Raw genomic sequence first — 14,982 nt, forward strand, 5'->3', positions numbered from 1 at the left:
ATGTCAGCTCTCTGTCGGGGATGCGAAGCACCCGGTTTTGAAAGGAGATGGAACGACCAGCCAGGCACCGGCCTGTCTGGCATGCTGCGCAAAATCGCCGCTGGTCGATCCGGCAATGGCCATGTTGGCAAAGCGTCCGCTTTCGATCAGGCCGCCATCGGCCGATCGGATCAGGTTGATGGTCTGCCCGGGTGTAGACCAGGGTGCCGAAACCACCAGATATTGATCGTTGCGCGGCGCGCCTGTCAGCGTGGCGGCGGCAAGGCCGATCAGGCCGGCAGTCAGCAGGGCTGCAGCGGGCAGGGCGTTGCAAATGATGTTTCGCCCGGAAACAGGCATTTGCCGGGCCGGGCGCATATAGTCTTCCACGAAGCACGACACATCTTGCGTAGTCGGCATCACCTGGCCTCCGTCACCGGATAAACTAGCGTTTTTTGGTGAAAATATCCTTAAATCCTGAAATCGACGTCTCATTTTTTGGATAGGCAATGTAGTTATTTCAGAAATTTCATGGTTTTCAGCATGTTGTTCATGAATGTGCAAATGCTCGCGAATGGCCGTCACCATGCGTGGCCGCAGATTAGCCTTGACGGAGCGAAATGGCGAACAGAAGTTCCGCAATTTGGGTAGAAAAATCCCAATCTATGCTTGCAGCCCTTCACCTACCGGCCACGTCCATTGCCTCTGTCACTAGCAACCAAATCGCATGGCCAGTACGTGGATAGGCACAGGAGAACCGATAGCCGCAGAAGGGCGCGGAAACAGGCGCTTGCCAACAAGTTCAACTATACAACATTTCAACTTCTAAACATTGGGTAGGAAATTACCAAATTTGGCTTGATATACGTAGCGTCATACATATTGTGTCATTCTTCGCTGCGGAGTCTGCCTGATCAGGCCTGATGGTGAAGGGCGGACGCATGTCCGACCGAAAAGAGGATGGTGCTGATCACGCAAAAGAATTTGCGAGGCTGCACCGTGAAATGGGAGGATGTCATGACCAAAAGTGGGGTGAATTACGTCCGCTGTGCGCTCGCTTGCTCGAGCGCGCTTTATGTCACCATCGGCGCAACGGCCGCACACGCGCAGGATGCCAGTGAGCAGCCGGTCGCCGAACAGGGTGAGGCCATCGTCGTCACCGGTTCGCGCATTCAGCGGCGGGATTTCGAATCCATCAGCCCGATCGTGACCGCGAATGACGCTCTGCTGAAGGCGTCGTCCACCGCCGCTATCGAAACCAGCCTCAACAAGCTGCCGGGCTTCACTCCGGTTCAGACGCCGGCGCTGGGCGGCGATGTCCAGCCCACCGCGACCAGCACGCCCGGTGCCGCCACGGTTTCGCTGCGCGGTCTCGGCACGAACCGCAATCTGGTGCTGGTCGATGGTCGCCGCGCCACCCCGGCCAACGCGCTGGGCGTGGTCGACATCAACACCATTCCTGCCGCTGCCATCGACCGGGTGGAAGTCATCACCGGGGGCGCATCGGCCACCTATGGCGCCGATGCCGTTGCTGGCGTGGTCAATTTCATCCTCAAGAAGAATTTCCAGGGGCTGGAACTCGATGCCTCGGTCGGCATGACCGAACATGGCGATGGCGCAGAATATACTTTCAGCGGCTTGATGGGCACCAATTTCGACGATGGCCGTGGCAATGTGACCATGGGCCTGTCGATGAACACGCGCGAAGCCGCCTATCGGCGTGATCGCGACTGGTTCGTCGACACCTGGCGGGATCCGCGTTTCGTTGGCACAGAATTCTTTCCGGCGTTCTCCGGCTTCCAGCCCTATGGCGACGTCAAACCGTCGCAAGCTTCCTATGACGCGATCTTCGGTACCGGGGCCGTCACGGCGGGCGATCGGCTCTATTTCAATCCCGATGGCACTGCGTTCACCGGCTTTTTCCAGAGCCCCGATGTCGATGGTGTGGATCGATTTACCGGCGATCTGACCGGGCTGAAATGGAAACGCCAGGCAGACGGCACGCTGGGGCAGAACTTCCTCGACGAACTGGTGGTGTTGCCGCTGACGCGGTACAATATCTACGCACGCGGCAATTACGAGATCAACGACTGGATCGGCGTATTCGGCCAGGCCACATTTACCCATGTGTCGACGCACACCATTCAGCAGCCATCTCCATCGGTGAATGGCTGGTCGGCACTGGTGCCGGCGTCCAATCCGGTACCGACAGAATTGCGCGGCATTCTTGACAGTCGTGTGCTTCCTGAGGGGATCAGTCAGGCCACGCGGGACATGCTCAATTGCGATCCTGCGGCAGTGGCAGGCGTAGCGGGATCGGGAGCCACCTGCGACTGGCAACTGACCTATTATCTCGACTATGCCAATCGCGAAGCCAAGACCGATGTCACCACCTACAATATGGTGGCCGGATTTGAGGGCAAGGTTCCTGGAACCGACTGGACATGGGAACTCTATGCTTCCCACGGAGAATCCGAAACCAACACGCTGATCACAGGTACAGCCTCGCTTGAGCGGCTGCGCGCGGTGTTGTCCGCGCCCAATTGGGGGCGGGGCTTCCTGGCAACGGGCAATGCGGCCGGCGGTGGATTCGGCGCGTCGACCGCTACCTGCACCAGCGGGCTGGACCCGTTCAACATGTCGCTGCAGATTTCCCCCGATTGCATAGAAGCGATTAGGGCTGACCTTAAAAACCGCTCGCTGATGCAGCAAACGGTGGTTGAATTCAACGCGCAGGGCGGGTTGTTCGAGCTTCCGGCCGGTCAAGTCCGTACAGCCATTGGCGCCAGCTACCGCAACAACAGCTACCGCTTCATCAATGACACACTGACATCGCAGGGCCAGTCCTTCCTGGATCAGGTCGTGGGCATCTATCCCAGTGGCAATTCCAATGGACAGATCGATGTCCAGGAAGTCTATGGCGAAGTATTGATCCCGGTGCTGGCAGATATTCCGGCCATCAAGCGGTTTGAAATCACCGTCGGTGGCCGTTCTTCTTCCTACAACACCACCGGCCATAACTTCACCTGGAAGGCGATGGCCGATTGGGAAGTGACCGACTGGATGCGATTGCGTGGTGGATACAACAGCGCGGTTCGCGCGCCCAATGTCGCGGAACTCTATCTGGCGCCGCAGCAAACCTTTACGGCGGCGGGCGGAGGCGATGTCTGTCGCACCACCAATCCGCTGTCCTATTCGGCCAACTCCGCCGTTAATGGCAATGCCGCCAATGTGCGGGCGGTCTGTCGCATCCTGATGGACCAGACGATCGCCGGCGCGGCCGACATTTTCTACGGCAATCCGCAATTCTCCGAAGCACAGGGACCGGCTTTTGCCTTTCCGACGCTGACCGGCAACATCAACGTCCGCCCGGAAAAGGCCAAGACCTGGACAGTCGGGGCGGTGATCCAGTCGCCGTTCGAAACCGATCTGCTGCGCCGGCTGCGCCTGTCGGTCGATTACTACAACATCGCAGTCGATGATGCGATCGGTCCGCAAACGCTCGACAGTGCGCAGCGGGCCTGCTTCGATCCGACCTTCAACCCGGCCATTGCCAATGATCCGGCGGCGGCGGCGGCAAGCGCGATGTGCCAGGCTGTCGGTCGCGTGGCCGGCGATGGCGCGCTGGGCAATGTCGCGGTCACCTATATGAACAATGGTCGTTTCCGCACCGAAGGCGTCGATGTTCAGCTCGATTGGGCGGTGCCGGTCGGGCCGGGGACGTTCAACATCAATTCGGTCTTCAACTATCTGATCACGCTGAAGTCTGCAGCTTTGCCGGAATCGGCGGGTCCGGCCGGTGCGCTGGTCGAATATGCCGGCACGCTGGGGCCGGCGGGCAGCGCGGGGATTTCCGAAAACGGGCTCAACCCGGGTGCCTTCCGCTGGAAGATGTTCAACACCTTCGGCTATTCGGTCGGCCCGGCCACGCTGTCGCTGCAATGGCAGCATCTGCCCAGTGCCAAATCGATTGCCTATCCGTCGACCAACAACACGCCCTTCGTCGGCTCACCCGCCTATGATCTGTTCAATCTGAACGGCAGCTATGCGGTGACCGACAATGTCGTGATGCGGTTCGGGGTGGACAATCTGTTCAACCGCGCCCCACCGCTGGTGGAATACAATGGTTCGACCACCGGCCTGGCCAACGCCGTCGGCGCCAATCCCTACAACGCCTATTTCTTCGATCTGAACGGCCGCCGGTTCTACGTCGGCGCAAACATGAAGTTCTGATCGCCGCCTGCCCATCACAAGATGAAAACATGCGGAGAGGGAAATGGTACAGGGAAACATGCAGCGCTGGCTGCTGGCCGCAGCTTTGGTGCTGGGGCTGGCTGCCTGCGGTCAGGGGGCGGCTGACGGGCCGGGCCAGGTCGATCAGGAACGGCTGCTTGCAGCCGGGGAAGATCCCGACAACTGGCTCGGCTACGGGCGCACCTTTGAAGAACAGCGGTTCAGCCCGCTGGAACAGATATCGGCCAACACCATCGATCAGCTGGGCCTCGCCTGGTCGGTCGCACTCGATACCAACCGGGGGCAGGAAGCAACGCCGATCGTCGTCGATGGGGTCATGTATATCTCGACCGCCTGGTCGAAAGTCATGGCCATCAACGCCGCCACAGGGGAAGTCCTGTGGCGGTACGATCCCAAGGTCATCGGCGCCAAGGCCGTTCATGCCTGCTGCGATGTCGTCAATCGCGGCGTCGCGGTGTGGAAGGGGCGGGTCTATGTCGGCACCATCGACGGTCGGCTGATCGCCGTCGATGCCGGCACGGGGGAAGAGGTCTGGTCCGTCGTCACGGTGGATCAGGCAAAACCCTATACGATTACCGGCGCGCCCCGCGTGTTCAAGGACAAGGTCCTGATCGGCAACAGCGGGTCCGAACTGGGCGTGCGCGGCTATGTCACCGCCTATGATGCGGCCACGGGCAAGGAAGCCTGGCGGTTCTACACCGTGCCGGGCAATCCGGCCGATGGGCCGGACAATGCCGCATCGGATGAAGCCTTCGCACGCTTTGCGGGCAAGACCTGGTTCGGCGATTACTGGGAACTGGGCGGTGGCGGCACCGTGTGGGATTCCATGGTCTATGACCCGGAATTCGATCAACTGCTGATCGGCGTGGGCAATGGCGCGCCCTGGAACCACCGCGCCCGCAGCGACGGGAAGGGGGACAATCTGTTCCTCAGTTCCATCCTGGCCCTCGATCCCGATACCGGGGCTTACAAATGGCATTATCAGGTCAATCCCGGCGAAACCTGGGATTTCACCGCCACGCAGCAGATCACCCTGGCGGATCTGACGATTGACGGGAAAATCCGCAAGGTCGCCATGCAGGCGCCCAAGAACGGGTTTTTCTATGTGATCGACCGGACCAACGGCAAGCTGATCAGTGCAGAGGCCTATGCGCAGCAGAACTGGGCCGAACGCATCGATCTGGTGACCGGGCGGCCGGTCGAAAAACCAGGTGTGCGTTATGCGGACAAGGCGATGCTGCTCTATCCTTCGGGGATCGGTGCCCATGCGTGGATGCCGATGAGCTATTCGCCCAAGACCGGGCTGGTCTATATCCCGACCATGCATGTGCCGATGGCCTATGGCGACGATGTCAATTTCGAACGTCGCCCGGGCCGCTGGAACACCGGCGTCGCTTTCCTTGAACCACCCGAAGGCACGGTTCCGGGCAAGACCGGGGCCGAACGGCGTGCGGCGGTGGCGGCGATGAACAAGGGCGCACTGGTCGCCTGGGATCCCGTGCATCAGCGGGAAGCCTGGCGGGTGGATCAACCCTGGCCATGGAACGGCGGCACGCTGGCCACTGGCGGCAATCTGGTGTTCCAGGGCGATGCCCATGGCTTCTTCAACGCCTATGCCGCCGACAGTGGCAAGCCGCTGTGGAAATTCCAGGCGCAACGCGGCATCCTGGCCGGCCCGATCACCTATCGCGTGAACGGCGAACAATATGTCGCCGTGCTCGGCGGCTATGGCGGATCGATGGGCATGGCCACCACTTCGGACTGGATGCGCCGTCCGCCCCCCAATGGCGTGGTGCTGGTGTTCAAGCTGGGCGGCAAGGCCAGCCTGCCGGCACTGCCCGCCGAAACACCGCGTCCCTATGTCTCCTCGGCCGAACGCTTCACCACGGCGCAGCTGGCCGAAGGGGCGAAATGGTTCGTTGCCTATTGCACCATCTGCCACAGCGGCCCGGTCAATCCCGATCTGCTGCGGTCACAGATCGCCACCAATCGCGATGCCTGGCGCGGCGTGGTGATCGATGGCGCGCTGGCGGACAATGGCATGGCCAGCTTTGCCGAACAGCTGACGCCCGATCAGGCGGAGGCGGTGCGCGGCTATGTGCTGAGCGCCGCGCGCGAAGCTGCCGCCAAACCACCCGCGCCATAGGCAGGGTGGCAAAAAGAAAAGGGCCCCCTCACCAGTCCGGTGAGGGGGCCCTTCCTGTATCGGCGATACAAAGGATCAGGCGTTGGCGGCCAGCGTGTTGAAAGTGGTCGGCACGCTGGTGCTGAACAATTCGGTGAAGGGATCGTCGCTTTCCACGGCATAGGGTTCGGTCCCCTCACGCACGGTGGTGCGGCGCATGTCGCGCGCCTCATTGGCGGCATCGAACTCGCCGCCGCGATGCATGCTGCACAGATTGTCCCAGATCACCAGATCGCCCGGCGCATACTTCACCTTGAAGGTGTATTCCGGCTGGGTGGTGAAGGCGATCAGCTCATCGATCAGCGCGCGTGCCTCATCATCGGGCATGCCTTCGATGCCCATGGTGTGCGCCGCGATGAACAGCGCCTCGCGGCCCGATCCGCGATGGACATGCACCAGCGGGTGAACAGCCTTCAGCCCGCTCGCCAGTTGTTCCTCGCTCACCTCGGCCCCAGCCTTGCGGCGCGACCACCAGAGCGAATTGATGCCCTTCAGATTGCGGACCTTGTCCTTCATCGACTGGGGCAGGTCTTCCCAGGCGCTGCGCGTGTCGGCAAACCAGGTTTCGCCGGCTTCCTTGGGCACCTGATGCGCCAGCAACAGCGAATAGGATGTCCGCTTTTCCATGAAGGCGCTGTCCGTGTGCCACAGCCGATCGCCCTTGCGATAGGTGATCGCCACCGGATCGCGGGTAATGTTGCCATCGACATCCAGATTGCTGGCATCGAACAGCTCGCGATGCTCCAGCCGGTTTCTGCCTGGGCGCATGGGCGACTTTTCCAGATGGCCGAAGTTCCGGCTGAAGGCGACATGGCTGGCATCGTCGAGCCCGGTGTTGCGATAGACGCACACGCCCCAGCGGTTCATCGCGGCGATAACGGCCTGGCGCTGCTCTTCATCCAGCGGGCGGGTGATGTCGATACCGGAAACCTCGGCCCCGAAACGGGGGAGGATCGGCTGAACGGTCAGAGACATGCATGATCCTTCTCAGCATGGGGCACAATCCGCCCCGAATATGGCTGTCTGTATAAAAGCGTACCTTGCTACATAAAGCAAGTGCGGTCTGGTGGCCGATCGTTGCCGCCGCTGCTATGTCAACCTCTCAACACGATCCGAAAATCCGCCAGAAGCCAGGAAAAACAGCGCAATGACCGACTTCAAGGGCGAATCCGAATTCAATCAATGGGCCAATCATTTCGAAGAATTCTACCCAACCGGCTCTCGCGCAGAGGCGGAATTCCGCTTTTCCCGCACGGCGGTGGTCACGGCGCGACTCTGGACCACCTTCATCGATGAAACGATCCGGCAGGCCACCGGCCAGTCGCGCGCGCGGTGGCAGACCCTGTCGGTGCTGGTATTTTCCAAGGACCCGCTGGCCACGGTCGAACTGTCGCATCGCATGGCCGTGCAATGGCCCACGCTGGTGCGCATTCTCAACGAGCTGGAAGCAGACGGGCTGATCACGCGCGAGGTGAACCCCGATGATCGCCGATCGCGCATGATCGCTCCCACCGCCGCCGGCCGGGCCGTGTTCAATGAGGTTCGGCAGATACTGGATCCGACCCGTGCCGAACTGCTGGCCGGTTTCGAAGAAGAGGAACTGCGCATGGCGGAGGCGGTGCTGGACCGCTTCTTCAACCTGCTGGTGCAGCGCCTCGAACGCGGCTGATCCTATCCCGCCAGCGCCGGTTCGGGCTGGGCGTTCCCGCGTGCGGCCTGTTCGCCCGCCAGCCGTTGCGCGACCATGCGCCGCGCCAGCACCGCACCACGATCGCGCGGCAGCACCAGCGGGTGGTGCGCGAACAGATCATGCGACGCCATCTGCAACTCGATATCCTCCATCATCGGTCCATCCTCGCGTTCGAAGATGCCGCGGAAGAATTCCACGAAGCGCCGGTCGCCTTCGGCATCGCGATCCAGTTCGAAAGTGCGCGTGAAGCCGGAAAAATAATGGCTCGATCCGGCGGTTTCCGGGGTGATGCAATGGGTCTGTTCCATATAGGGCTGGCGCAAGCTGGCCGGATCGTCGCCGGCCGGCACCGCCCCCATGGTGACACGCATATTGGCCGGGGCTTCCCACACGGTAGCGGTCCATTGATCATAGGCCTGGCCGGCGGGGATATTGTTGTCGAACACGCCCGGGCGCGTGATATCGGGCACCAGCGTGCGGCTGAACACCTTGCCGTCAGCGCTGCGCGCGGAATAGACCTCGCCCGGCGTGGCGCCGGCATCGGGCTTCCACCCGCCGATGGAACTCGTATGCAGCCAGAACAGGTGCGACAGCTCCATCAGATTGTCATTGCCCAGCTGCCAATTGCCGGCGAACTGCACGTGCCACAGCAGCGGGCGCATATCCTCCCGGTCCATATGGCTGTGATCGGGAATGGTTGCCGGATCGGCCTGCGCCGGGTCGCCCATCCAGATCCAGATCATCCGATGGCGTTCGACCACCGGAAAAATCTCCACCGCCGCGCCAGGGGGCGGGCTGTCCTGATAGGGGCTGCGGGTGCAGCGGCCGTCGGGCCCGAAACGCAGCCCGTGATAGATGCATTCGATATCGTCGCCGCTGCGCCGCCCCTTCGACAGAAAGGCGAAGCGATGCGGGCAACGATCCAGCATCGCCACCGGCGTGCCATCCCGCTCCCGCCGATAGAACAGTACCGGGCGGTCCAGCAGCCGACGGGGGAACAATGCCTCTGCCTCCACCTCATGCGACAGGGCGCCGACATGCCAGGCGTTCAAGATAAATTCGGGATCTGCCATCATGGTCTCCAATGGTTGGCAATCGGGGCAGGTTGCGGCAATCGGGGCGCATGACGCGCGACAGGGAAGACACGCAGGCAACACCGGACGGCACCGCGCTGACGCTGCCGCATCTGGTCAAATGGGTCGAAATGGCCGTGCGCGCGCGGACTGAACGGGCGCTGCGCGATCTGCCGGTTTCGGGCACGCAGCTGTTTGTGCTGGTGCTGCTGAGGGAACGGGGGGAAGCAACCTCGGCCGATCTCGCCCGGATGATGCATATCACCCCCCAGGCCATGACCACGCTGATCGGCCCGCTGCGCGATGGCGGCTATATCGACCGCCGCGTCGACACCACCCATGCCCGCCGCCTGCTGCTGCGGCTGACCCCCGATGGCGCCGCCATGATCCGCCAGGCCCGCAGCCTGACCCCGGCGATCGAAGATGATCTGCTCGACGGTTTCACCGATGAAGAGCGGGTGGTGCTCAAAAAACTGCTCGGCCGCATCGCCCGCCGGTTCGAATAAAAAACGCGGTTCATGCGCCAAAATGCGTGGCTCTCGCGGCAAAATGCGTCCTCCCGCGCGATGTGCGCTTGCTGTCAAATATAAGGTGACCTTATATTGAGTTGCAAGCCCGGGTAGGCCAGAGAGGGGCGGTGCCGGCTCGTGTCCTATAGGGAAGGCGTGGTTTTCGGGTTTTCCAACGGAACGCCGAGACGCGCGGCTACTCCATCCACATAAGTGCAGATGATTTGGTCCTCGATACCATATCCGAAGTAGGGAATCGAAGGCCTGCCGTGATCAAACCGTTTGACCCGGTTTTGGTAGTGCGCAACCTGTTTCATGCACATTTTTGAAAAAGTGGTTTCTTCAATGCAGCGACGCAGAAAACCGATCTGGAAAGAATTCATATCATTTATGATGACTTGACTGACGGCTTGCTCCCATTCTTCATCTATGTTGTTGTATTTCCATCTATCCAAGGCTAGATATCCATTGTAGTAATTGAAATCGATACTTGTCCCAATTTTTCCAAAATCTTCATCCATGTTTGGGAATATTTTATTGCTGTCGTAGCCGCATTCTTTGCCGTTATCTGGCAAGATAACTGACAGGTTAAGATAGCCAATTTGTGCGAGTTCATGTTGGTAGCTGGCCAAAAGGCGGCCGGTTTCCTGCCATTTAGCCCCATCATCCACATCGTCAGCCCAATAGGCTGCCGATGCTGCGGCGATGAGGACGGGGCCGACGACAGTGCCGAAACCAAATATAGCGACAAAGCCTATGGTTGCTTTTGCCCAAATGCGCATGGGGCGCCCCATTCCCGTTGATCGATCAATGCCAGGGTAACCTGGATGGGGAAATCGGGCATCGTCTTATTTGACAGAACAGGCCACGCTCAACCGGTCGAGAAAACCATACAGCGTCTCATTCATCTCGCCCCAGTCATGCGCGCGCAGCGCATCGGGCTGATCGACGAAGCGGTGGGCGATGCCTGCTGCCAGTTCTTCTGCAGAGGCGGCAATCAGCATCTCCACCACCCCGGGGGTCAGCTCCATATGGCACTGAAATCCATAGGCGAGCGGACCATATTCGATGATCTGGCGCGGGCACCCGGCGCTGGTGGCGATCACCACGGCATCATCGGTCAGGCCGGGCATGTCATTGTGCCAATGGCCCACCTCCAGCGTCGCCGGGAAATCGGCGAACAGCGGATGCGCGATGCCGGCCGGGGTCAGGGTGATCGGGAATTTGCCGATCTCCTTTTCCGGGCTGTGGCTGTGGGCGGCGCCCAGCGCCTTGCCCATCAGCTGCGCCCCCAGGCATACGCCGATCACGGCCTTCCCGGCGGCGATGGCTTGGCTGATCAGCGCGCATTCGGCAGCGGCATTGAAATGCGGGCATTCCTGCGTGGTCGTATTGGGTGACTGCGGCCCGTCCATCACGATCAGCAGATCGATCTGATCCGCCGTTGTGGGCAGGGGTTCGCCGGCCTGCAGGCGGGACCAGGACAGGCTGTGACCGCGGCTTCTGGCCCAATCCTCATAGGCTCCGGGCGCTTCAAAGGCTTCGTGGATGACGAAATGAACCTGCATGATCATGCTCCGGCTTCGGGCTGAAAGGGCTGGGCAAAGGGGAAGCCGATGATGCGCATCTCTTCCGTTCCGGCATCCTGGGTCCGCTGAAGCACGGCGGTCATTTCCTGCGTTGCGCCCTTTGCAGCCTCCGCCAGCGGGCTGCCGTCACAAAGCCGCGCCACCAGCAGTGCGGTGAACAGATCGCCAGTGCCGCAGGGGCGAATCGGCAGGCGTGGCGTGGCGGTGCGCACGGTGGAATCCGGGGTATTCCGGGGGCTCCAGGCGACGCTTTCCAGCCATCCTGCCGGCGTATCGGCCATCACGCAGCCGGTCACCACGGCCGCACCCATGCCACGTTGATGGAGCGATGCCATGGCCGCTTCCAGATCCTGCTGCGTGCGGGCGTCAGCTTCTGCCAGCAATTCAAGCTCATACTGGTTGGGTGTGATTATGCTGGCCAGCGGGACCAGCGCCTCGCGGAACAGGGGGATCAGCTCCGGTTTCACGAACACCCCCAGATCATCATCGCCCATCACCGGGTCGCAGACATACAGCAGATCGGGGTTGCTCCGCCGGGCCCTCTGCATGAAATCGGCCACTACCTGCGCATTGGCGGCCGATGCCAGGAAGCCGGTGATGATCACGCTGGCCTGCTCCACCAACCCGCGTTCTTCCACGCCCAGCAGCAGGGCGGCCAGCAGTTCGGGTTCGAATACCCGGCCATGCATGGTGGGGTAATGCGGATGGTTGGTCAGGATCGCGGTGGGTACGGAAACAACCTCCAACCCCTTGGCCTGCATCGGAAAAACCGCCGCGCTATTGCCGACATGGCCATGCAGCACCTGGCTCTGGATGGATATCACCTTGGTCATTGGGCTGCACCTGATGCGGGTTGGAAACCGGGCCAGTAATCGCTGTCCGGGGTTGGACGATGGCCGAAAATGGCCTGTCCCACTCGCACGACATCAGCACCTTCTTGAATCGCGATCTCGTAATCGCCGGACATGCCCATCGACAGTTCGGCAAGCCCGGCATTGCGCCGCACCACCGCATCCCGCAGGCGAAGCAGCAGGGCAAAACAGGGGCGCACCCGGTCCATGTCGCTGGTGAACAGCGCCAGCGTCATCAGCCCGCGCGGGCGTAGGCGGGGAAAGCGGTCGAGCTGATCGGCAAAGGGCAGCAGCGCATCGGGATGCAGCCCGAACTTGCTCTCTTCGCCGGACGTGTTGACCTGCACATAGACGTCCAGAAAGCGATCTTCCCGTTCCAGCCGGGCGTTGAGTTGCTCGGCCAGTTTCACGCTGCCGAGCGCGTGAAATTCCGCAGCAAAGCGCGTCAGATATTTGATCTTGTTGGTCTGCAGATGGCCGATGATGGCCCAATCCACCGCCAGATCGGCCAGGGCATCGTGCTTGCCACTGGCTTCCTGGATCTTGTTTTCGCCAAAACTGCGCAGCCCCGCAGCATAGGCATGACGCAGCACAGGGGCGGGCACGGTCTTGGTCACCGGCAACAGGCGCACATCCGCGCGCGCCCGTCCCGCCCGGTCGCAAGCCCGCGTGATTCGATCCTCCACCTCGGCCAGATTGGCGCGAATGGTGGCCGACGGGTCATCACCGAAACGCGCCCGTTCTGCTGCTGTCAAAACACTGGCCATCGGATCAGGCTCGGTCACTGGCTGTTGCATCCCACGCAGGCGAAAGACTTGGCTCGGCCTCTTTCTAGCGTCATACTGGATCATCAGAAATGTCCAGTTGATGGGAATCGTGGTGGTCCAGTTGGATCAGCGCATGGGCGCAAGGCAGATTTACGAGGCGCTTCGTGAACAGATCCTCGCCGGTGTGTTCGGCCGCGACGGCCATTTGCCGTCGTCGCGATCGCTGGCGCAGGATCTGGGCGTATCGCGCACCACCGTCACGCTGGCCTTCGAACAATTGCACGCCGAAGGCTTCATCCGCATGCGCCAGGGGGCAAGGGCGCAGATCGCGCCGACGCTGGGCAATCAGCCGGAACCGAAGGTGTCACCGCCCAAGCCGACCACCGCCAGCCTGTCCGCCTATGGCCAGCGCATCGCGGTGGTGGTTGGGTGGCGGGACCAAGCCGAACAGACGCTGGTGGCGGATTTTCGTCATGGCGATCTGACCCCCTCCGATTTCCCCGCTACAGCCTGGAAACGCGCCATAAATCAGGCGATGGACCAGCGGTCACAACGGCTGGCCTATGACGATCCCCGGGGATCGCGGCGTCTGCGCATGGCGTTGCAGGGCTATCTGTGGCGCGCCCGGACCATCCGCTGCGATCTGGCCCAGGTCCTGATCGTCAATGGATCGCAGCAGGGGCTGGATCTCTGCGCCCGGCTGTTGCTGGAAACCGGCGACAGCTTCGTGATCGAAGATCCCTGCTACGCCATGGCGCGTCAGATTTTCGGCGGCACCGGCGCCGTGGCCCACGCGATACCGGTCGATGCGGAGGGCATCCGGTCCGATCGGCTGGATAAGTTTGCGGCGCGGCTGGCCTATGTCACGCCGTCGCATCAATTCCCGCTCGGCAGCGTAATGTCCGTGTCCCGCCGGCACAGCCTGCTGCAATGGGCCGGGCGGCACGGCGCCTATATCGTGGAAGATGATTACGACAGCGAGTTCCGCTACGATATCAACCCTGTGCCGCCGCTCTATGGATTGAGCGACGGGGGCGATGTCATCTATCTGGGCACGGTTTCCAAAACCCTCTCCCCCGCCTTGCGGCTCGGTTTTCTGGTGGTCCCGGTCGAATTGGCCGATGTGTTCGCCAAGGCCAAGCTGCTGATGGATCGGCATTCGCCCGCACTCGAACAGGAAGCGCTCGCAACGCTGATCGAAAGCGGCGCCTATGAACGGCATATCCGCCGCGTCCGCCGGTTCAATCGTGACCGGCGCGAAGCCCTGCTGAGTGCCCTGCGCCGACATTTCGGCGGTGGGATTGCCATCGAAGGAGCAGAGGCCGGCCTGCATGTCACCGTGCGGTTTCCCGGGCTTGCCGCCGCGCAGGAAGCAGCCCTGATCACCCGCGCGCGGCAGCATGGTCTGGGACTCTATCCGCTGTCCCCGCTCTACCAGGCGCCACCTGACGCGGCTGGCGGCGTCGGACTGGTCATGGGCTATTCCGGTCTCGATCCCAGACGGATCGAACGCGGGGTGGAAATTCTGGCCGGGGTCGTGGGAAGCTTTTGATCAGGCTCGGCTTTGGCTCATCCGTCTTGCGATGCCAGCAATTGCGCCAGCAGCCGTGACAGCGTTGCCTGCTCCTCCGCATCCAGCCCGCTGACGATCGCCTGCTGATTGGCGACATGCCGGTCGATCATCCGGTCGATCAATTGCCGTCCCGCGTCGGTCAGCGCCACCAGCGTTCCGCGGCGATCGGCGGGGTTGGGACGGCGTTCGACCAGCCCGGCTCGTTCCAGCCCATCGATGCGATTGGTCATGCTGCCCGATGATATCATCGCGCTTTCATAAAGTGCGGTCGGGGTCAGCGCATAGGGCGCGCCGCTGCGCCGCAACGTTGCCAGCACGTCGAATTCTCCGGGTTGCACGCCATGCTCGGCGAACAGCGGATTCACCCGGTCCCGCGCTATCGCCAGGCCGGCCTCGGCCAATCGGCCAAGCAGCACCATCGGGCCGGTCTCCAGATCGGGCCGTTCGCGCGCCCATTGCTCGGCTGCCTGCTGGGCACGGTCCATGCGCATCCTCCACATATCTTGACGTCG

At 61.8% G+C, this 14,982-nt stretch carries 13 protein-coding genes; 5 read left to right on the forward strand and 8 right to left on the reverse strand.

Features of this window, described 5'->3' with window-relative positions; genetic code table 11:
• Positions 1–3: 3 nt before the first annotated feature.
• Complete coding sequence (locus GRI97_RS16830; protein ID WP_161392383.1) at positions 4–567, reverse strand: hypothetical protein; 564 nt, start codon at positions 565–567, stop codon at positions 4–6.
• Positions 568–996: 429 nt separating this feature from the next.
• Between GRI97_RS16830 and GRI97_RS16835 the strand changes: the two genes are divergently transcribed.
• Positions 997–4,212: a TonB-dependent receptor domain-containing protein gene (locus tag GRI97_RS16835; protein ID WP_161392384.1), complete on the forward strand. Its 3,216-nt coding sequence runs from the start codon at positions 997–999 to the stop codon at positions 4,210–4,212.
• Between the two features lie 43 nt (positions 4,213–4,255).
• Positions 4,256–6,379 (forward strand): PQQ-dependent dehydrogenase, methanol/ethanol family, encoded by a 2,124-nt coding sequence (locus GRI97_RS16840; RefSeq protein WP_235917919.1) that lies wholly within the window; start codon positions 4,256–4,258, stop codon positions 6,377–6,379.
• A 75-nt stretch (positions 6,380–6,454) separates the two neighbouring features.
• Here GRI97_RS16840 and GRI97_RS16845 read toward each other — a convergent pair whose 3' ends face one another.
• The gene (locus GRI97_RS16845; RefSeq protein ID WP_161392385.1) at positions 6,455–7,393 is read right to left on the reverse strand and encodes a TauD/TfdA dioxygenase family protein; all 939 of its coding nucleotides are present in this window, start codon (positions 7,391–7,393) and stop codon (positions 6,455–6,457) included.
• Between the two features lie 172 nt (positions 7,394–7,565).
• Between GRI97_RS16845 and GRI97_RS16850 the strand changes: the two genes are divergently transcribed.
• Entirely contained in the window at positions 7,566–8,087 is a 522-nt protein-coding gene (locus tag GRI97_RS16850) for a MarR family winged helix-turn-helix transcriptional regulator (protein WP_161392386.1), read from the forward strand.
• A 2-nt stretch (positions 8,088–8,089) separates the two neighbouring features.
• Here the strand turns inward: GRI97_RS16850 and GRI97_RS16855 are convergent, their stop codons facing one another.
• Positions 8,090–9,184, reverse strand: a complete 1,095-nt coding sequence (locus GRI97_RS16855; RefSeq protein WP_161392387.1) for an aromatic ring-hydroxylating dioxygenase subunit alpha — start codon at positions 9,182–9,184, stop codon at positions 8,090–8,092.
• Positions 9,185–9,231: 47 nt separating this feature from the next.
• Here GRI97_RS16855 and GRI97_RS16860 point away from each other — a divergent pair, with 47 nt between their 5' ends.
• Positions 9,232–9,687, forward strand: a complete 456-nt coding sequence (locus tag GRI97_RS16860) for a MarR family winged helix-turn-helix transcriptional regulator (protein ID WP_161392388.1) — start codon at positions 9,232–9,234, stop codon at positions 9,685–9,687.
• A gap of 146 nt (positions 9,688–9,833) precedes the next feature.
• On the opposite strand, the gene GRI97_RS16865 is transcribed toward GRI97_RS16860, so the two are convergent.
• From GRI97_RS16865 to GRI97_RS16880, 4 genes are all read right to left on the reverse strand, one after another.
• Positions 9,834–10,472 (reverse strand): hypothetical protein, encoded by a 639-nt coding sequence (locus GRI97_RS16865; protein WP_161392389.1) that lies wholly within the window; start codon positions 10,470–10,472, stop codon positions 9,834–9,836.
• A 66-nt stretch (positions 10,473–10,538) separates the two neighbouring features.
• Positions 10,539–11,264, reverse strand: a complete 726-nt coding sequence (locus tag GRI97_RS16870; protein ID WP_235917920.1) for a type 1 glutamine amidotransferase — start codon at positions 11,262–11,264, stop codon at positions 10,539–10,541.
• Positions 11,261–12,112 (reverse strand): pyridoxal kinase, encoded by an 852-nt coding sequence (pdxY, locus tag GRI97_RS16875; protein WP_161392390.1) that lies wholly within the window; start codon positions 12,110–12,112, stop codon positions 11,261–11,263. Before pdxY ends, GRI97_RS16870 begins: the two co-directional genes overlap by 4 nt.
• Positions 12,109–12,897, reverse strand: a complete 789-nt coding sequence (locus GRI97_RS16880) for a YggS family pyridoxal phosphate-dependent enzyme (protein WP_161392391.1) — start codon at positions 12,895–12,897, stop codon at positions 12,109–12,111. The genes pdxY and GRI97_RS16880 overlap by 4 nt, the downstream gene beginning before the upstream one ends.
• Positions 12,898–12,997: 100 nt before the next feature.
• On the opposite strand from GRI97_RS16880, the gene pdxR reads away from it, so the two are divergent.
• Positions 12,998–14,449, forward strand: coding sequence for a MocR-like pyridoxine biosynthesis transcription factor PdxR (gene pdxR, locus GRI97_RS16885; protein WP_161392510.1), 1,452 nt, complete (start codon positions 12,998–13,000; stop codon positions 14,447–14,449).
• Between the two features lie 17 nt (positions 14,450–14,466).
• Here pdxR and GRI97_RS16890 read toward each other — a convergent pair whose 3' ends face one another.
• Complete coding sequence (locus GRI97_RS16890; protein ID WP_161392392.1) at positions 14,467–14,955, reverse strand: MarR family winged helix-turn-helix transcriptional regulator; 489 nt, start codon at positions 14,953–14,955, stop codon at positions 14,467–14,469.
• Positions 14,956–14,982: the final 27 nt, after the last annotated feature.

This window comes from Croceibacterium xixiisoli, assembly GCF_009827305.1.
Taxonomy (GTDB): domain Bacteria; phylum Pseudomonadota; class Alphaproteobacteria; order Sphingomonadales; family Sphingomonadaceae; genus Croceibacterium_C; species Croceibacterium_C xixiisoli.